The organism is Pseudaeromonas pectinilytica (genome assembly GCF_054780855.1).
Window position 1 is genome coordinate 70,326 of sequence record NZ_BAAGVN010000363.1, and the last position, 18,663, is coordinate 88,988.

Here is an 18,663-nt window from a genome sequence, read left to right on the forward strand (position 1 = left end):
CGGCCCAGGGTCATTCCGGCTCGCCTGGCCTTTAAGTTAGCGACGTTATAACGGGAGTCTTTCATGTCTACACAGCGTCAAGGTGGTTTTACCCTGCTCGAAATCATGGTGGTTATCGTCATCCTCGGCATTCTGGCCAGCATGGTGGTGCCGAATCTGATGAGTAAAAAGGACCAGGCCGATCGGCAGAAGGCGGTCAGCGATATCGTGGCACTGGAAAATGCCCTCGACATGTACAAGCTGGACAACAGCCGCTACCCGACCACTGAACAGGGATTAGAGGCGCTGGTGACCAAGCCGCAAGGTGAGCCGGAGCCGCGTAACTACAGCAGCGATGGCTACATCAAGCGTTTACCGCAAGATCCGTGGGGCAATGCCTACCAGCTGATGAGCCCGGGTGAGCACGGCAAGATCGACGTATTCTCCCCTGGGTTGGATGGCGAAGCCGGTAGCGATGATGACATCGGTAACTGGAACATGGATCAGAAGAAGGGCAGCGAATAAATGCCCAGCAAGAGCCGTGGTTTTACCCTGATTGAAATCATGTTGGTGATGGTGATCATCGGCTGTGCGGTCGGCATAGTCGTACTCTCCATGCCCGGCGTAGGCTCGCAGGGTGACGGCGATATCAAGACCCAGAGCGAGCGCTTGCAGGCCCTGGTCAGCCAGATTGCCGAACAGGCGATGCTGGAGGGGCGCACCATAGGTCTGCGGGTCGACAAGAGCGGCTATCAGTTTATGGTGCGGCAGCAAAAAAGTGCGGATCAGGCCGTTACCACAGAGTCGAATCAGGTCGCGACGGCTTGGGACGATCAAGTCTGGGTGAACTACGAAAAAGAGAAGTTGCTGACCAAAGCCACCTTCCCGGAGGGAACCGAAGTCGAACTCGAGCTTGGGGGCTTGGCTCTGGACAACGAAGAGAATCGGGTTGGTCTGGATAAGGTCGACTGGTTTAGCCAGCGCGATGAAACCAATCCTGAACCCCAAATCCTGCTGCTGCCGGGCGGAGAGATCACCCCATTCCAGCTGACACTGACGCCACCGGTGGATGAGGATGCTAACGAGCTGGATAAAAACTATATCCAGCTGCGTGGGGATGAAACCGGGCAAGTCCGGGTGCTGACCCGGTCCGAAGTCGAAGCCGAGGCGAAGGAATGAGAGTCCGCGGCATGACCCTGCTCGAGGTGATGGTGGCTCTGGCCATCTTTGCCGTGGCTGGGTTGACCGTGGTGCGTACCGTGTCGCAACAGCTGGTCGGTCTGACTCTGCTGGAAGAAAAGACGATTGCCACCTGGGTGGCAGATAACCGCCAAGTCGAGGTAGCGCTGCGTAAGAACTGGCCGGGTCTATCCTGGACCAATGGCAAGGAAGAGATGGCCGGACAGACCTGGTACTGGCGCTGGCGCGGCGTGGAAACCCAGGATTCGAATTTTCGGGCACTAGATGTTGAGGTTCGCAGTGAAGAAAAGGCCAAAAACCCTCGCATGTCACTGCGTACTTATGTTTCTCGCTAAACGGTCTCATCCTGACCGTTTCCGTTCGGCAGGTTTTACCCTGCTGGAGGTGTTGCTGGCACTAGTGATCCTGGCAGGACTGAGTCTGAGTGCTTATCAGGTGCTCCAGGGCGTGATGCAAAATGATGCCCAGACCAGGATCAAGGTCGAGCGTCTGGCAATGTTGCAGCGGGTCTTCAGCATGCTGGAGCGAGATTTTAGCCAGGCAGTCCCCAGAACCTCACGCACCAATGGCGAGGTGAGCAAGGTGGTGTTTCAGGCCGCCCGTTTCCAGATGGAAAGCGATGATTGGTCGGTCTCCTTTATCCGTAATGGCTGGTTTAATCCAGGCGCTCAACTGCCACGTTCCAACTTGCAGAAGGTCGGTTATCGATTGCGCGAGAATAAGCTGGAGCGGCTGAGCTATCTATACGTGGATCCCGTGGTCGGTACCGAACCCGTGGTGACCCCTCTGTTGGATGGGGTGAAAAGTTTCAAACTGCGTTTCTATACCAATGGGGCCTGGGCTACCGAGTGGAGTAATACGGCTCAACTTCCTCGTGCCATAGAGCTCGAGTTGGAGCTCACCGATTATGGCGTGCTGCGGCGATTGTTTTTATTGACGCAGGTGGCTAGCCAATGAAGCAGCAACGAGGCGTCGCTTTGCTGGTGGTGCTGATGATCCTGGTGGTCATGGTGGTCCTGGCGGCCAACATCAGCAATCGTTTCCAGACCGAACTGTTCCGTACCTCGAATCTGGTGCGGCAAAGCCAGGCCAAATGGTACGCCTTGGGGGCAGAAACCCTGGTGACCAAGACCCTGAATCAGGATATCAAGGACAGCCCGAATCGCACCCACCTGGGGCAATACTGGGCCACTCCCAACCAGGTGTTTCCGGTGGATGAAGGTGTGATCATGGGGGAGGTCAGAGACGGACAAGCCTGCTTCAATCTCAACGCCATCAATGGCGGCAGTGCCACCGCAGAGAGCACGCTGCCATATAATGCCAATGTATTTAAACACTTGTTGATGGCTGTGAATGTCGATGAATTCGATGCCAGCCAGATCACGGATGCGTTGCGCGATTGGGTGGATACCGATGATGAATTGGTTTCCAGTCTGGGGGCGGAAGATTCCTGGTATCAATCGTTGAGGGTTCCCTATCTGGCGGCCAATGGGCCGTTGGTCGATGTCAGTGAATTACGTCTGGTTCGTGGCATCAGTGCCAGCATCTATCGACGGTTGCAGCCTCTTGTCTGCGCTCTGCCCTCGACGGCCCAAGGCACCGCCGTGGAGTTGAAAGTCAACGTCAACACTTTGCGCGAAACCCAGGCTCCTTTGTTATCTGCGTTGTTTCTCGGACAGATGAGCAAGGATGAGGCGTTGACTGTCCTGCAGGCGCGACCCAAGGATGGTTGGGAATCAGTAACGACTTTTATGACGATTGCCGAGGTCATGAATGCCAATAGCGGATTGGGTGACAAGGTGCAAAAAAGCATCGATGTGAATAGTCACTTTTTTGAAGCTCGCTTGCAGATTGAGATGGATGAGGTGCAGGTGCGCTTCATCACGCTGTTCAAGCGACAGAGTAGCAACAAGGTCGTCGTGATCCGCCGACAGTACGGAGGCTTGGAGTGAACGAATATTTGGTGATCCGTCTTGGCGTGCGCGCCACGGACCCTGTGCATTGGCTGGTGTGGTCCCAGAGTGAACGGGAAATTATTGCCAGCGGAACTCTGCTTGATGCTGCCGAACTGGCGTTACTCAAGGAGCGGGCCGGTGGTCGACCGGTAATTGGTCTGGTGCCCTCTTCCGAAGTACTGTTCCGTGAGGTCACGCTGCCGGGCAAGCTGACCCGGCAGAGCCTCAAGGCATTGCCGTTCCTGCTGGAAGAAGAGGTGGCCAGCGATGTGGAATCCTTGCATCTGGTGGTGTTAGGCAGCCAGGGCAAGCAGGTGTCGCTGCTGGCGGTGGATCACAAGCGCATGAGCCAGTGGCTCGGCTGGATCGAGGCCGCAGGCTTGAGCCTCAAGCAGTTGCTGCCGGATGTGCTGGCACTGCCGCGTGCAGACGAGGGTTGGAGCGCCGTCAAACTCGGTGACCAGTGGCTATTCCGGCAGAGTGAATATGCTGGCATGCAGGTCGAAGAGGCCTGGCTGAACGTCTTGCTGGCGGGGTTTGAGCCATTGCCGACGATCAGCAGCTACAGTGCCCCACCGCAGGATGCTCCCGGGGAGTGGCTGGCTGAGCCCGCTGAGTTACCGATGCGCTTGCTGGCGTTGGGCGCGCCGCTGGCTCGTGGCAATCTGCTCAGTGGTGAGTATCGTATCCAGCCGGAATGGCAGCGTCTGTGGCGGCCCTGGCGCAAAGTGGCGCTGCTGGCGGCAACCCTGCTGGTGCTGCTGGTGAGCAATCGGGTGCTCTATTGGCAAGAGGTTCGCGCCGAGGCGGCCAGCCTGCGAACCCAGAGTGTCCAGCTCTATAAGCAACTGTTCCCCGGTGAGACCCGGGTGATCAATCCGAAAACCCAAATGAAGCAGCATCTGCAGGCTCTCGGCGAGTCGGGGCAGCAAGCGGGTTTTATTCGTCAGTTGATGAAGCTGGTGCCGGTGTTTACCCAGTCCAGTGGCTTGACGCTGGAGCAACTGCGCTTCGATCAGAAACAGGGTGAGTTCCGCCTGCAGGCGACAGGCAATGGTTATCAAGACTTTGATCGCTTTCGCCAGCTGACCGCTAATGATTTCACGGTCAAGCCGGGGGATATGAAGAGTAGCAATGGCAAGGTGCAGGGCACCCTGATCCTGAGGAGCAAGTCATGAGCAGTTGGTGGAATAGCCTCAGTGGTCGGGAGCGACAATTAGTGGGTATCGGCGGCATTCTGCTGCTGATTGCCCTGCTGTATTGGGGGGCGTGGCGGCCGTTGATCCAAGGGATCGAGACGGCGGAGCAGCAACGGGATGTGCAGCGCGGAACCCTGGCCTGGATGCAGCTCCGGGCCGCCGATCTACCACAGGGGCAGGGACGCACGGGTCGCCAGCCGGATCTGGGGGCCACGTTGGAGGCGGTTGCAACGACCACCTCCAAACAGTTGGGGCTCTCCCTGACCCGACTCCAGCCGCTGGATAAACAGCTGCAGCTGGAGTTGAACCCGGTGGAGTTTGAACGCTTGATGAACTGGCTGGTGATCATGGAGCGGGATTATGCCGTCTCGGTGCAGATGATCGAGCTGGCAGCTGAAGGGGGGAAGGGGATGGTCAAGGTTCGCCGTTTGCAAGTGGGGCGTAACGAATGAAGCGTATCCTGTTGACCGGTGTATTCACGGTAGCCTGTTATCTATTCTTTCTGATCAGCCAATGTCCGGTGGCCCGGGTTCTGCCCTGGTTTCCGTTGCCGCCGGGGCTGGTACTGAGCGGCCCGAGTGGTACCCTTTGGCAGGGTGATTTCGAACAGGTGATGTGGCGGGGTAAATTGTTGCAGAAGGTGGGCTGGCATCTGCCGCTGAGCAGCGTGCTACTGTTTGATCCAGTGATCGAGCTGAGCTTCAAGGATCGCAATACGCTGCAGGGGCAAGCTGAGCTAGGTTGGGCCTCCGGCATCCGTTGGCGGGATGTCGATCTGCGTGCAGATGCGGCCTGGTTATTGAGCCAGGCGCCAATGCCCTTACCGGTTCCGGTGACCGCCACGGGCGATGTGCGCTTGCAGCTGGCTGAGCTCATTATCACGCCGCAGCAGTGTGTCACCCTGGCTGGCAACTTGCTCTGGCGTGGTGCCGAGGTGCAGAGCCCGATGGGCGCTCTGCGCTTGGACGAGGCCAGGGCGCAGTTGAGCTGCGAGCAGGGCAAATGGGTAGCCAAGGTGCAGCAAGACTCACCACAGCTCAAGCTGAATGGCCGGGCCGAGCTGGATTTCAAGGGTAACTACAGCTTTCAGGGCACGCTGACGCCGGGTGTCGAATTGCCGCCGTCGTTTGCCCAGGGGATGAATTTTCTCGGCCAGCGGGATAGCCAGGGTGCTATTCGTCTGAACTATGTTGGCCGGTTATAGCGGCTAGTTTCTGATTTCATCACGGGGGCTGAATTCCCCCAACCAAAAGGCGCCGCGGGCGCCTTTTGGTTATCTGCTCGTTGGATGGATCCAGGCTTCAGCCTGCGAATAGCCATTTCGAATAGCAGAACTTCACGACAGCGATTGGGTAGCGCTAAGCTGACCCTCCGCGCCAGGGATGGGTTCACGGCGTGTCAGCGTGTGCTCCCTTGTCGATGTCGCATCATTAGGATCGGCTATTTAGTTCGGCTGGTGATAGCCTCGACTAAGGCACTATGGTGGTGAAGATGTAAACCATGAAGATCACCAGATGCACCGCGCCTTGTAGTATGGTGGTTCGTCCGGTACCCAGTGACAGGGTGGCAACCATCAGCGAGAGAGTGAGCAAGACCGTAGATTTCAGATCGATGCCCAGGGTCAAGGTCCAGCCGGTGAGCAAGGAGACAATTGCCACTGCCGGGATCGACAGGCCAATACACGCCAGTGCCGAGCCTAAGGCCAGATTCAGACTGGTTTGAATTCGATTGGCCCGAGCGGCACGAATAGCCGCCAACCCTTCTGGCAGCAGCACTATGGTGGCAATGATGACGCCAACCAGGGCGGCTGGTGCACCAATGGCTGCCACGGCCCACTCCACCCAGGGGGATACGGACTTGGCGAGCAAGACCACGGCCGCCAGACTAAGTAGCAACATACCGCAACTGATCAGGGTCATTGCATTGCTGGGCGGCGGTAGATGGCTATCTTCGAGATCGGTTTCTGCAGGCAAGAAGTAGTCGCGATGGCGAACCGCCTGGACAAAGATAAACACCAGATACAGTAGCAACGAGACAACCGCGACGAACCCTAACTGACTGGCGTTATACACGGGCCCGGCCAGCGAGGTGGTGTAGTTGGGGAGCACCAGGGTCAGGACGACGATCGCCGCCAGAGTGGCCAAGGAGGCACTGACGCCGGAGAGGCGGAAGCTCTGCTCGCCGAAGCGACTGCCGCCGACCAGCAGACACAAGCCGATGATACCGTTGAGGATGATCATCACAGAAGCGAAGACAGTATCTCGCGCCAGAGCACTGGCATCGGGGCCTCCGGCCAACATCAGGGTGACGATCAAGGCCACCTCGATGATGGTAATGGCACCGGCCAGCACCAGAGTGCCATAGGGCTCGCCAACGCGATGGGCGACGACCTCGGCATGGTGCACGGCAGCCAATACGCAGCCTAGCAGTCCGGCACCGAGAAACAGGGTGTAGAAGGCGCCTGGAGTGAATAGGGTTCCGGCCAGCAAGAGCCAACCGGCAATGGGTGCAACCAGGGTCCAGGCGGGTAATAACGGATGACTCTTCATGGTGGCTCCTATGCCAAGAGAAGGTGATGCCCAAGCGCGGGACACTGGAGCCATGATGACAGATCTTGGATGGAAGGATATCGCTTCCTCGCCATGTTTGAGTCCTGATTAGCGTGGGCTCAGTGCGCTAAGACAATCAGAGCATTGGCTTGGCGCGAGGATGAGCCAAAACTTCCGGGATCAATACGCCATAGTCGCTGATGGCGGGGATGCCGACAAACTGCTGATGAGGTTGCTGGCTGTCGGGATTGAGAATACCCAGTAGATGGGCAAGTCCGAACTGGCGGGCGGCGAGCAGGATGCGCTGGGAGTCATCAATAAACAGGGTTCGGGCCGGATCAAATTGCAGCCGCTGATGCAGGGCCTGCCAGCAGGCTTGGTGTTCCTTGGAGGTACCAAACTCATGGGTGGAATAGAGACCATCCAGATATTGATCCAGTGCCGTGCGCTGAATTTTCAGGGCCAGACTATCCGGATGAGCATTGGTAAACAAAAACAGCTGGCGGCCTGATTGGCGTAAGGCGTCGAGAAAGGGCCGCGAGTCGGCGCGCCAGCGTACTTTATCGGCAATTTCGTGTTTCAGAGCCAGAATGTCGAGCCCTAGCTGCTCACTCCAGTAATCGGTGCAGTACCAGTTAAGGGTACCTGCGACTGCGGCAAACACCGGCTCTAGTTCACGTCGGGCATCATCCAACGGCATGCCACGCTCCTGGCCCCAGCGTTCGGGTACCAGACGCTGCCAGAAGTAGTTGTCAAAATGCAGGTCAATCAGGGTGCCATCCATATCCAGCAGCACGGTATCGATCTCTTGCCAAGCGAGCATGGTGTTCCTTGTCCGACTTTGCTTACAATGGCCACCTGAAGACGGGTCCATCCACAACGGATGCCCTCGGTGGCGGAGGCGGCGATTATAGCCGAACAATGATGACGCGGGACAAGAGCAAACCCCAGATACTCAAGCAGGAGCTGGTGGCCCAGAGCCGGCTGTTCAAGGTGGAAGCACTGCACCTGCGTTTTACCAATGGCACTGAGCGCATCTATGAACGGATGCAAGGCGGCCACCGCGGCGCTGTCATGTTGGTGCCGTTATTGGATGATGACACTCTGCTACTGGTCCGCGAATATGCGGCCGGTACCCATAGTTATGAGCTGGGTTTTCCCAAAGGCGTGATCGATGCTGGTGAAAATGCGGCACAGGCAGGGAACCGGGAGTTGATGGAAGAGACCGGCTATGGTGCTCGCGAGCTGATACCGCTCAAGCAGGTCTCACTGGCCCCCGGTTTCTTTGCCAGTCGCATGGACTTGTTGCTAGCGCGAGATCTCTATCCGGAATGGCGGGAAGGTGATGAACCGGAACCCCTGGAACTGGTGTCCTGGCCATTGGCCGAGGCCGAGGTATTATTGGACGATCCCGAATTTAATGAGTCGCGTAGTGTCGCAGCGCTGATGTTGGCCCTGCGCTGGCTGCGTCAGCAGGATCTGCCTTGATTTCGGGTTGGCACACTATTATCCATATCGCGATGAAATCGCTTTCTGTCACGGTCTAGGACCGGTGGCTGACATAGACTAGCGGCATGGATCCGATGCTGTGCCCATGCGGATCAGGAAAAATCCACTGCAAAAATCTGTCTCTTTGTTTGATGTCGCGACCCTCAGGGTCGCGTTTTTTTTGCTGCGATTTTATGGTCGCGGCGGGCGCAGCATAGTCACAGCGACGTGGTAATTGCCGCACGGCAGATTGCGGCTATAAAAAAGCGACCATCCGGTCGCCTTGAGTCGTGTGCCTGATGAGCCGTTGGGCTTACTCGTCGAATTTTTCGATGGTCTTACCCAACTGGATCATGATGCGCTGGGCGGTACCCGGAATATCATCGGGTTGGTCTTTGCGCAGATCGTCATCTCCGGGCAGAGGTTGACCGGTGAAGGCGTGTAGGAAGGCTTCGCACAACAGCTCACTGTTGGTGGCGTGACGGAGATTGTTAACCTGACGGCGTGTCCGCTCATCGGTAAGGATCTTGAGTACCTTGAGCGGGATCGAGACAGTTATTTTCTTGACCTGTTCGCTCTTTTTGCCGTGTTCGGCATAGGGACTGACATAATCGCCGTTCCACTCTGTCTTCATCATGCACCCGTTATCTGGTTGTTCCGGCGCGATTTTAACCCGTATAGCCAGTAATGGCAATCCGACAGTAAAGCCATTTAGACGTCTAGAAGTGTTGACGGCTTTTGTGCTGACCGGTAAGGTGTAAGCTGCATTCAACTTCTATTTTCCAGCAGGCCAGGGGGCATCATGGCGGAGTACAAACAACAGACGCACGCAGTCAAATCTGGGATCGGCGTGGATAGTCAGTATGGTGCCGTCGTGCCACCTATCTATCTTTCTACCAACTACACCTTTGCCGGTTATGGTGAAAAGCGCCAGTTCGACTATAGCCGTTCCGGAAACCCGACCCGGGAAACTCTGGGCCAGGCTTTGGCGGCGCTGGAAGGCGGTAGTGGTGCCGTGATCACCGGTACCGGCATGGGGGCAGTCAACTTGGTGGCCGAGGCCCTGCTGCGCTGTGGGGATTTACTGATTGCGCCCCACGACTGTTATGGCGGCAGCTATCGACTCTTCCAGCATGTCGCGGCGCGCGGCAACTACCGGGTGCTGTTTGTCGATCAGGGGGATCCGGTCGCGCTGGCCGAAGCTTTGGCACAGAAACCCAAGCTGGTATGGATTGAAACCCCCTCCAATCCGTTGCTGCGAGTGGTGGATGTCACGGCTATCTGTGCAGCCGCTCATCAGGTCGGCGCTCTGGTGGCGGTGGATAACACCTTCTTGTCCCCCTTGTTGCAGCAGCCGCTGCAGTTGGGGGCCGATGTGGTGGTGCACTCCACCACCAAATACATCAATGGTCATTCCGATGTGGTGGGGGGCGCCGTGATCGCCAAGGATCCGCAACTGGTCGAACAGTTGGCCTGGTGGGGTAATTGTCTGGGCCATACCGGCGGAGCTTTTGACTCCTATCTGACGCTGCGCGGTTTGCGCACCCTGGCACCTCGTTTGCGCACCCATCAGGAGAACGCGGCTGCCATCATCAGCTACCTGCAACAGCAACCGCTGGTGCGGAAAATTTATCATCCCAGCCTGCCAAGCCACCCGGGCCATGAGATTGCCAAGCGCCAGCAACAGGGCTTCGGCGCCATGCTCAGCTTTGAGGTCGATTTCACTCTCGAACAAATGCAGTGTTTCCTGATGGCACTGGAGCTGTTCTGTCTGGCAGAATCTCTGGGCGGCGTCGAGAGTCTGGTGGCCCACCCGGCCAGCATGACCCACGCCGGTATGGATCCTGCGGCACGTCTGGTTGCCGGTATTACTGATCAGCTGCTGCGGCTGTCAGTGGGTATCGAACATGCGGATGACCTGATTGCCGATCTGGACCAAGCCTTCGAGCGGGCCAAGGCCTGCGTCTAATTTTTTGTTTCGGGGAACATAATGTCACAAGCTGCAGCGGTATCGGCGGGTCGTCAGGTTCACAAGTTTGGAGGCAGCAGTCTGGCCGATCCCAGCTGCTACCGCCGGGTCGCCGGGCTGATTGAACAGCAGGGACGCGGAGACGAGTTGATTGTGGTCTCGGCCGCCGGCAAGACCACCAACCGGCTGATCCAGCTGCTGGATGCGCCGGAGGCGGGGGAGCATGCCTTGACTGCTGTGCTGACCGCGCTGCAAACCTACCAGCAAGGCTTGATCGACGGTCTGCTGGAGGGCGAATCCCACCAGCAGTTATCAGACGCGCTACGGGACGATCTGCACACTATTTCACTCTCCCTGAGTCAGACTCCTGATCCTCTGGAGCGCAATCGCCTGCTCTCGTTCGGAGAAGTCTGGTCGGCCCGTCTGCTGGCGGCCCTGCTGGTGGAGCGGGGGAATGCCGCTACCTGGCTGGATTCCCGGCGCTTTTTGCTGGCCGAAGAGGCGGCGTTGGCCCGCGTTGCGGTTGCGGCGTCTCGCGAGCGCTTGCAGGCAATCCTCCATGAGTTGGGCGAGCAGCGCGTGGTGGTCACTGGTTTTATCGCTGCAGATGCTCAGGGGCGAACCCTGCTGTTGGGGCGCAATGGCTCCGACTACTCGGCGACCCTGCTCGGCGCTCTGGCGGGTGCCGAAGCGACTACCATCTGGAGTGATGTGGCCGGGGTTTATAGCGCGGATCCGCGTCGGGTCAAATCGGCCCATCTGCTGGAACGCCTCTCCCTGGCCGAGGCCAACGAGCTAGCGCGTCTGGGATCGCCCGTGCTGCACAGCCGCACGCTGCAACCCGTACTCGACAGCCAGCAACGGTTGGCGCTGCGCTGCAGTTATGATGCGAACGCCGGTTCAACCCAGATCTTGCGGCGCAAGTCCCTGGTCCAGGGGGCGCGGATTGTAACTTCGCTGGATCAGGTGGTGTTGCTGGAGTTGAAGGTTCTACCCCAGCAGAGCTATGCCGAGGCGATTGCCACCATCGAAGGGGCATTGGCCCAGCAGCAATTAGCCGCACTGGCCATTCATCACCAACCGGACCGTAAATTGCTGCGGCTGGCGTATACCCCGGAGACAGCGCCCAATGCCATGGCGCTGTTGCTGGAGTTGCAACAGCAGGGGCTGTTCACTGGACTCATTCAGCGCGAAGGTTACAGCCTGTTGGCGCTGGTGGGCGCCGGCGTCTGTGATCATGCCGAGCAGTGTCACCGTTTCTATCGCCTGCTGGCGGATCAGCCGCTGGAGTTTATCCAGACCAGCAAGGAGGGCTTGAGCCTGATTGCTGTGGTGCGGGAAGTGACCCTGGAGCCGCTGTTGCTGGCGTTGCATGCCACTCTGTTCCATCAGACACATCGAGCCGGGATCGTGCTGTTTGGTCGTGGCAACATCGGCAGTCAGTGGTTAAACCTCTACGCTCGTGAAAAGGCGCGCTTGGAGGCCGAGCATCATCTGGAGCTCACCCTGTACGGAGTGTTTGATTCCCGCGGCGGTATGCTGTCGGATCACGGACTGGATCCTCTGGCGATGGTGGATCACTTTCATCCGGAATCCTTCACCATGCCCGAGCTGCTGACCCTGCTCGAACAGCATAGTTTCGACGGCCTGATCCTGATCGACTTGACCGCCAGTGAAGAGCTCAGTGCTTTTTACCCGGATTTTGGTCAGCTGGGTGCCCACCTGATCACGGCCAACAAATTTGCCGGTTCGGCGCCGGTCGATTTTTATAATCGGGTCAAGCAGAGCTTCACCGATCACCAACGGCAGTGGCGTTACAATGCCACCGTCGGTGCTGGGTTACCGATCCAGAGTACCTTGCAGATGCTCTCCCACTCGGGAGACCGCATCCATGGCGTTAGCGGGATCTTCTCCGGCACCTTGAGCTGGCTGTTTCAGCAATATGATGGCTCGCGCCCCTTCTCCGAGCTGGTCGAGGAGGCCTGGCAGCACGGCTTGACTGAGCCAGATCCACGAGAGGATCTCTCGGGGCAGGATGTGCGGCGCAAGTTGTTGATCCTGGCTCGTGAAGCGGGCTTTGCCCTGGAGCCGGAGCAAATTACTTTGCAGAATCTGGTACCCAATGCCTTGCGCCGCGTCAGTCGGGAAGTGTTCATGGAGCGCTTGAGCGAGATGGATGACAGCCTGCTGGATGCCATCGAAGAGGCGCAACATCATGGCAAACTGCTGCGGTATGTGGCGCGGCTGGAGCGGGATGGCCGGGCGAGTGTCGGCCTGGAGGCGCTGGAGCCTCATCATCCATTCGTCAACCTGCGTCCCTGTGATAATATCTTCGCCATCGAGACCGACTGGTACCGTAGCAATCCGCTGATCCTGCAAGGCCCAGGCGCCGGGCGCGAAGTCACGGCCGCCGCGGTACAGGCCGATCTCTGGACTATCTGCGCAGCGATCTAGCGGCTTGGCTCGGGCACGGCTAGCCAGTGTCTCTTCTTGAGCAATAGCGGCGGCCCCTGAGGGGGCCGCCGTTTGATTATTCGCCGATTGGGGCCACGGTCGCGCCCAGCAATTGGATGAAGTCTTGGGGATTGATCTCGACCGACAGACCGCGACGACCGCCGCTGACCAGTATGGTGTCCTGGGTTAGCGCCCGAGCATCCAACAGAGTGGGAAGCTGTTTTTTCTGGGCAAATGGGCTGATACCGCCGACTTTATAACCCGTCAACCGTTCGGCATCCGTCGGCTTCATCATCTCCACCTTCTTCAGCTTGGTCGCTTTGGCGACTTCCTTGAGACTCAGCATGCAGGACACCGGGATCACCGCGGTCACCACTTGTTTATCCTGGTGCACCAGCAGGGTCTTTTAGACCTGTTCAGCGGGCAGCCCCAGCTGTGCGGCAGCATGCAGACCAAAATCCTCGAGCACTTCGCACTCGTAGCTATGGGTATTGAAGTCGATACCGGCGATTTTCAGAAAGCGGATAGCAGGGGTCATACACCTATTCTCCTTGATGATGGTTCAGGATCAGTGGAGCCATCGTGATGGCGTTTGTGATGGTTATGGTCGAGCGGATTGTGAGATAGGGTACTGCTCGGCAGCAGAAACGAAAAGGCCGGGATTGCTCCCGGCCTGTTTTCTTGCTGACTAGCCCGTATTGCGCATCCCGGCGGCGATCCCGGCGATGGTGACCATCAGCGCCTGGTCAACCTGCGGATGCAGCTCGTCCGGCGTACTCCGGGAGCGATTAAGCAGCTCCACCTGCAGCACGTTCAAGGGGTCTGTATAGGGGTTCCGCAGCTTGATGGATTCCTTGATCCATGGCTGGTCATCCAGCAGACCACCCTGCGGCCGCAAGCGCAGCACCACTTCGGTGGAGGCCTTGAGCTCGGCGCGCAGACGTTGCCCCAGCGGCCAGAGATTCTCCGGTGCCAGACGTTGGTCATAGTACTCGGAGAGCCACATATCGGCTTTGAGGAACACCATCTCCAGCATTTCCAGACGAGTGCGGAAGAATGGCCACTCCTTGCTCATCTCGATCAGCAACTCTTCCTTGCCTTCGGCCACCGCGGTATTCAGCGCAATGTGGGTTCCCAGCCAGGAGGGCAGCATCAGACGATTCTGGGTCCAGGCAAAGATCCATGGAATGGCTCGCAGGGATTCCACGCCGCCATTCGGCTTGCGCTTGGAAGGACGGGAGCCCAGCGGCAGTTTACCGAGTTCCATTTCCGGCGTGGCGGCACGGAAATAGGGCACAAAGTCCGGCTCATCACGAATGATGCTGCGGTAATGGTCGCAGGAGACTTGCGCCAGCTGTTCCATCACTTCACACCATTCTCGCTTCGGCTTCGGTGGTGGCAATAGGTTGGCTTCCAGCACGGCACTGGTGTAGAGCTTGAGGCTGGTGATGGCAACGGCTGGCAGACCAAACTTGAAGCGGATCATTTCGCCCTGTTCGGTCACGCGGAAGCCACCCTTCAGGGATCCTGGGGGTTGGGACAGGATCGCCTGATGAGCCGGACCACCGCCACGACCCACAGTACCACCGCGGCCATGGAACAGGTTGAGCTTGAGGTTTTCGCGTTCGGCGATCGCCACCAGTTCTTCCATCGCCCGGTATTGGGCCCAGTTGGCGGAGATCATGCCGGCATCCTTGGCGGAGTCGGAGTAGCCGATCATCACATACTGCTGGCCTTGGATGTAGCCACGGTACCAGTCGACGGAGAGCAGACGGTTCATCACCAGAGCGGCATTTTGCAGGTCATTCTGGGTTTCGAACAGCGGCGCAACTGGCATGCGGAATGGGCAACCCACTTCCTTGAGCAGCAGTTGCACGGCGAGGACGTCGGAGGGCTGACGGGCCATGGAGATGATGTAGATGCCAAAGGCACCTGGATCGGTCTCGGCGATGACGCGGCAGGTATCCAGGACTTCCTGATTTTCGGCGTTCGGTTGCCAATCGGGCGGCAACAGCGGACGGCGGGAATTGAGTTCGGTCAGCAAGAAGGCTTGCTTGTCTTCCTCACTCCATTGCGCGTAATCCCCCAGGCCCAGATAGCGGGTCAGTTCGGAGAGGACGTCGCCGTGACGCTCGCCATCCTGACGGATATCCAGTTTCAGCAGGGTGATACCGAAACAGGCCAGCTTGCGCAGCACATCCAGTAACAGACCATCGGCAATGATGCTCATGCCACAGGCGTGCAGGGAGTGATAACACAACTCCAACGGTTCGCGGAGTTGTTCGGTGCGACAGATGAGATCGCGGCTCTCGGTGTACTGACCTTGCAGGCGCGCGGTCAGGTTCTGCAGAGTTTCTTTGATGTCATCCCGCAGAGTGCGCAGCAAGAAGCGGTACGGTTCGGTGTTGTCACCGACAATGGCGCGCAGTTCCGGGCTGGCATCCATCATCGACAGCTCGGAGACCAGCTCCTGCACGTCATTCTGGAACAGGCTCAGCGCGACCCAACGGGAGGTTAGCAGCACTTCGCGGGTCACTTTGGCGGTTACAAACGGGTTGCCGTCGCGGTCGCCACCCATCCAGGAGGCAAAGCGCACCGGTGCGACATCCAGCGGCAGACGCAGACCGAAGTTCTCTTGCAGCCGTTCATCCAGTTGGCGCATGAAATTCGGAATGGCAGGCCACAGATTGTTTTCGATCATCGCGAAGCCCCACTTGGCTTCGTCGACCGGCGTCGGGCGCTGTTCACGAATTTCGTTGGTATGCCAGGCCTGATTGATCAGTTGCTCGATGCGTTGCAGGATGATCTTGCGTTCACGCTCGCTCAGGTCGCACAGCTCCAGCTGTTCCAGACATTCGTTCAGCTGGACATGCTTGTGGATCAGGGTGCGACGGGTAACTTCCGTCGGGTGGGCGGTCAGTACCAGCTCGATATCGAGCTCGCGGATCGCGGCAATGATCTCTTGTTCGGAGTGGTTGCTTGCCTTGAGCTTGGCAAACAGTTTGTCGATGGCATCCGGGCCACTGTGATCTTCATTATGACGAGATACGGTATGGAACTGCTCGGCCACGTTGGCCAGGTTCAGGAACTGGCTGAATGCACGAGCAACCGGCAACAATTCGTCGTCGCTCAAGCCGTGCAGCGTATCCAGCAGGTTTTGCCGTGCCTCTTCATTTCCTTGGCGAGAGGATTTGGCCAACTGGCGGATGGTTTCAATTTTTGCCAGAAACTCTTCACCCAGATGATCCTTGATGGTCTTGCCCAAAAGCTGACCTAACAGGCCCACGTTGCCACGCAGTGCCGCGTACTTCTCATGCATAATCGTCCGTCCCTTCCCTTTTGTTGTGAGGATTACCACAAAATTGCCCCCACCGGCCGAGGGTACAATCTATCCGTAATCTGTTAGCCAGGTCAAATCTTGAGCCCGTTTAAAGTGCAAATTTATGCGAAATTTGCGCCGAAGTGGGTCACAGGCAGAAGCGTTGCACCAGATGTTTCAACACTTCCTTGGTGGGAGTGACGAAAGACAGGTCGAGATATTCATCCGGTTGATGAGCCTGGGTGATATAGCCAGGACCCAGCACTAGAGTGTCACAGCCCAGTTGCTGCACAAACGGCGCCTCGGTGCAGTAATTGACTGATTCTGCGCTGTGGCCGGTGGCTTGCTCGGCTTCGGCGATCAGCTCCGAAGCGCTGTCACAGGCATAGGGCGGAATAGGTTCATGCATATGGCTGATGTGCAGGCAGCCAGGATGGCAGGCATGGATCTCGCTCAGGTTTTCTTCCAGCATCACCATCAGCTCCTGAGGGCTGACGCCCGGGATGGGGCGTAGGTCGATCTGCAATTCGCAGGCACCGCAGATCCGGTTCGGGCTGTCGCCACCATGGATGGCGCCAAAGTTGAGGGTTGGATGCGGCACCTTGAAGTGGGAATTGTGGTATTTTTTCGACAAATCTTGTTGTAGCAGCGTCAACTTGCCGAGCACCTTGTGCATGATCTCGATGGCATTGACGCCATTGGCCGGATCCGAGCTATGACCGCTCTTACCGGTGACGCGGATTGATTCCGACATATGGCCTTTATGCATCATCACCGGCACCAACCCGGTCGGCTCGCCGATGACTGCGTAATCTGGCTTGATAGTGGCGGCCTCGGCAATGGCTCGAGCACCAGCCATGGTGGTCTCTTCATCGGCCGTGGCCAGAATGCGCAGCGGCTTTTTCAGCTGGCGCAGATCCATCTCCTGAACCGCCATGGCAATAAAGGCAAAAAAACCCTTCATATCAATGGTGCCCAAGCCATAGAGCCGATCGCCCTCCTGGGTCACGGTAAATGGATCCTTACTCCAGCGCCCGGCGTCGAAGGGGACGGTATCGGTATGACCTGCCAGCAGCAGGCCGCCATCCCCCGATCCCAGCGTCGCCACCAGATTGAATTTGCCCGGCAGATCGGGGAGCGGGGTGATATCGCACCGAAAACCCAGCTGGCTGAACCAGTCGGCCAGCAGTTGAATGACCCCCTGATTACTCTGATCCCAGGCTGGATCTGTGCTGCTAATCGACGGAATCGCGATGATATCCCGGTATAACGTAAAAAAATCCAGATTTGCCATACATCCTCCTTGCAGCCCAGATACTAATTTGATAAATAATATAAATGCAAGTTCGATGCATAAATATTAAGATGTGTCGGGCGCTAAACGGTAAGAGACTATTTGTAAGGTAATGTTGATGTCCTGTCACTTCATAAACAATCGACGACTCAACCCTGCTTGATGCTGCATCAGCTTGCAGCCTTTGTTTCCCGTTGTACCCCGATACCTAAACTCTGCTGAGCCATTACGGAAATTGTCATGCTGAATGTCGTCATTATTGGAGCCAGTGGTTATGCCGGTGCTGAATTGGCTGCCATGGTACAGAAACATCCGCACCTGCACCTGAAGGGACTCTATGTTTCCGCCAACAGCCAGGATGCCCACAAACCATTTGCGGCCCTGTATCCGCGGTTTGCCGGTTTGGTGGACTTGTCCATCCAGCCGCTGACGGAACAAGGGATGGAGGAAGCCAAAGCCGGGACCGATCTGGTCTGCCTGGCCACCGCCCATGAGGTGAGCATGGATTTGGCGCCTCAATTCCTGGCGGCGGGCATCAAGGTATTTGATCTCTCTGGCGCCTTCCGGGTCGAAGAGCAGGGTTTCTACGACGAATATTACGGCTTTAGTCATAACCAGCCCGAGTGGTTGCAGCAAGCTGTCTATGGCTTGGCCGAGTGGAATGAAGAGGCCATCGCCCAGGCTGAGCTGGTGGCCGTTCCGGGATGCTATCCCACCGCCTCGCTCTCGGCCCTGAAGCCGCTGATGAGCGCAGGACTCATCAAAGCGGGCACCACGCCGATCATCAATGCGGTGTCCGGGGTTTCCGGCGCCGGACGTAAAGCGGCCATCAACACCAGCTTCTGCGAAGTCAGTCTGAACCCCTATGGCGTGTTCAAGCACAGACACCAACCGGAAATCAGCCACCACTTGGGAACCAAGGTGCTATTCCAGCCTCATTTGGGTAATTTTATCCGTGGTATTCTGGCGACCATCTATGTGCAGCTGGCCGATGGTGTGACGGCTGAACAGGTGGATGCGGCTTACGCGAGTGCCTACGACGGCAAACCTATCGTTCGCTTGAGTGCCCAATGGCCATCGATTGCCAGTGTCGCCGGAACTCCGTTCTGCGATCTGCATTGGCAGGTCGAGGGGGATCAGCTGATCGTGGCATCGGCCATCGACAACCTGCTTAAAGGCGCTTCTTCCCAGGCCATGCAGTGCATCAACATCAATTATGGATTCGAGCAGACCGCGGGTCTGCTGTAACGGAGCAAA

General features: G+C 57.7%; 17 protein-coding genes and 1 pseudogene. 12 read left to right on the forward strand and 6 right to left on the reverse strand.

Annotation, left to right across the window (positions count from 1 at the left end; genetic code table 11):
• The first annotated feature begins 63 nt into the window (after positions 1-63).
• Genes gspG through ACYVG7_RS21485 form a run of 8 tightly spaced genes read left to right on the forward strand, consistent with a single transcriptional unit; the run spans position 64 to position 5,537 of the window.
• Positions 64-504 (forward strand): type II secretion system major pseudopilin GspG, encoded by a 441-nt coding sequence (gene gspG / locus ACYVG7_RS21450; RefSeq protein ID WP_460885142.1) that lies wholly within the window; start codon positions 64-66, stop codon positions 502-504.
• On the forward strand, positions 505-1,158 hold the full coding sequence (gspH, locus tag ACYVG7_RS21455) for a type II secretion system minor pseudopilin GspH (protein ID WP_460885143.1): 654 nt from the start codon (positions 505-507) through the stop codon (positions 1,156-1,158).
• Positions 1,155-1,514, forward strand: a complete 360-nt coding sequence (gene gspI, locus ACYVG7_RS21460; RefSeq protein WP_460885144.1) for a type II secretion system minor pseudopilin GspI — start codon at positions 1,155-1,157, stop codon at positions 1,512-1,514. Before gspH ends, gspI begins: the two co-directional genes overlap by 4 nt.
• A complete protein-coding gene (gspJ, locus tag ACYVG7_RS21465; protein WP_460885145.1) occupies positions 1,501-2,136 on the forward strand; it encodes a type II secretion system minor pseudopilin GspJ in 636 nt (211 codons plus the stop codon). Before gspI ends, gspJ begins: the two co-directional genes overlap by 14 nt.
• A complete protein-coding gene (gene gspK, locus ACYVG7_RS21470) occupies positions 2,133-3,131 on the forward strand; it encodes a type II secretion system minor pseudopilin GspK (RefSeq protein ID WP_460885146.1) in 999 nt (332 codons plus the stop codon). Before gspJ ends, gspK begins: the two co-directional genes overlap by 4 nt.
• Positions 3,128-4,312 carry a type II secretion system protein GspL gene (gene gspL, locus ACYVG7_RS21475; protein ID WP_460885147.1) on the forward strand — a complete coding sequence of 395 codons (1,185 nt, stop codon included), beginning with the start codon at positions 3,128-3,130 and terminating at the stop codon, positions 4,310-4,312. Before gspK ends, gspL begins: the two co-directional genes overlap by 4 nt.
• Entirely contained in the window at positions 4,309-4,785 is a 477-nt protein-coding gene (gene gspM / locus ACYVG7_RS21480) for a type II secretion system protein GspM (protein WP_460885148.1), read from the forward strand. The genes gspL and gspM overlap by 4 nt, the downstream gene beginning before the upstream one ends.
• Positions 4,782-5,537 (forward strand): type II secretion system protein N, encoded by a 756-nt coding sequence (locus tag ACYVG7_RS21485; RefSeq protein ID WP_460885149.1) that lies wholly within the window; start codon positions 4,782-4,784, stop codon positions 5,535-5,537. Before gspM ends, ACYVG7_RS21485 begins: the two co-directional genes overlap by 4 nt.
• Positions 5,538-5,802: 265 nt before the next feature.
• On the opposite strand, the gene ACYVG7_RS21490 is transcribed toward ACYVG7_RS21485, so the two are convergent.
• A complete protein-coding gene (locus tag ACYVG7_RS21490; RefSeq protein ID WP_460885150.1) occupies positions 5,803-6,882 on the reverse strand; it encodes a calcium:cation antiporter in 1,080 nt (359 codons plus the stop codon).
• 136 nt (positions 6,883-7,018) lie between these two features.
• Positions 7,019-7,705, reverse strand: coding sequence for a GMP/IMP nucleotidase (gene yrfG, locus ACYVG7_RS21495; RefSeq protein ID WP_460885151.1), 687 nt, complete (start codon positions 7,703-7,705; stop codon positions 7,019-7,021).
• Positions 7,706-7,806: 101 nt separating this feature from the next.
• On the opposite strand from yrfG, the gene nudE reads away from it, so the two are divergent.
• The gene (gene nudE / locus ACYVG7_RS21500) at positions 7,807-8,370 is read left to right on the forward strand and encodes an ADP compounds hydrolase NudE (RefSeq protein ID WP_460885201.1); all 564 of its coding nucleotides are present in this window, start codon (positions 7,807-7,809) and stop codon (positions 8,368-8,370) included.
• Positions 8,371-8,683: 313 nt separating this feature from the next.
• Here nudE and metJ read toward each other — a convergent pair whose 3' ends face one another.
• Positions 8,684-9,004, reverse strand: coding sequence for a met regulon transcriptional regulator MetJ (gene metJ / locus ACYVG7_RS21505; protein ID WP_460885202.1), 321 nt, complete (start codon positions 9,002-9,004; stop codon positions 8,684-8,686).
• Between the two features lie 168 nt (positions 9,005-9,172).
• Here metJ and metB point away from each other — a divergent pair, with 168 nt between their 5' ends.
• On the forward strand, positions 9,173-10,339 hold the full coding sequence (gene metB, locus ACYVG7_RS21510) for a cystathionine gamma-synthase (RefSeq protein WP_460885152.1): 1,167 nt from the start codon (positions 9,173-9,175) through the stop codon (positions 10,337-10,339).
• A 21-nt stretch (positions 10,340-10,360) separates the two neighbouring features.
• On the forward strand, positions 10,361-12,793 hold the full coding sequence (locus ACYVG7_RS21515) for a bifunctional aspartate kinase/homoserine dehydrogenase II (RefSeq protein ID WP_460885153.1): 2,433 nt from the start codon (positions 10,361-10,363) through the stop codon (positions 12,791-12,793).
• A 76-nt stretch (positions 12,794-12,869) separates the two neighbouring features.
• Here the strand turns inward: ACYVG7_RS21515 and ybaK are convergent.
• The 3 genes and pseudogenes from ybaK to argE form a co-directional block, all read right to left on the reverse strand.
• A pseudogene (gene ybaK / locus ACYVG7_RS21520) lies at positions 12,870-13,331 on the reverse strand (Cys-tRNA(Pro) deacylase).
• A 150-nt stretch (positions 13,332-13,481) separates the two neighbouring features.
• The gene (ppc, locus tag ACYVG7_RS21525) at positions 13,482-16,112 is read right to left on the reverse strand and encodes a phosphoenolpyruvate carboxylase (RefSeq protein ID WP_460885154.1); all 2,631 of its coding nucleotides are present in this window, start codon (positions 16,110-16,112) and stop codon (positions 13,482-13,484) included.
• A gap of 148 nt (positions 16,113-16,260) precedes the next feature.
• Positions 16,261-17,406, reverse strand: coding sequence for an acetylornithine deacetylase (argE, locus tag ACYVG7_RS21530; protein WP_460885155.1), 1,146 nt, complete (start codon positions 17,404-17,406; stop codon positions 16,261-16,263).
• A gap of 240 nt (positions 17,407-17,646) precedes the next feature.
• Here argE and argC point away from each other — a divergent pair, with 240 nt between their 5' ends.
• Entirely contained in the window at positions 17,647-18,654 is a 1,008-nt protein-coding gene (gene argC / locus ACYVG7_RS21535; protein WP_460885156.1) for an N-acetyl-gamma-glutamyl-phosphate reductase, read from the forward strand.
• Positions 18,655-18,663: the final 9 nt, after the last annotated feature.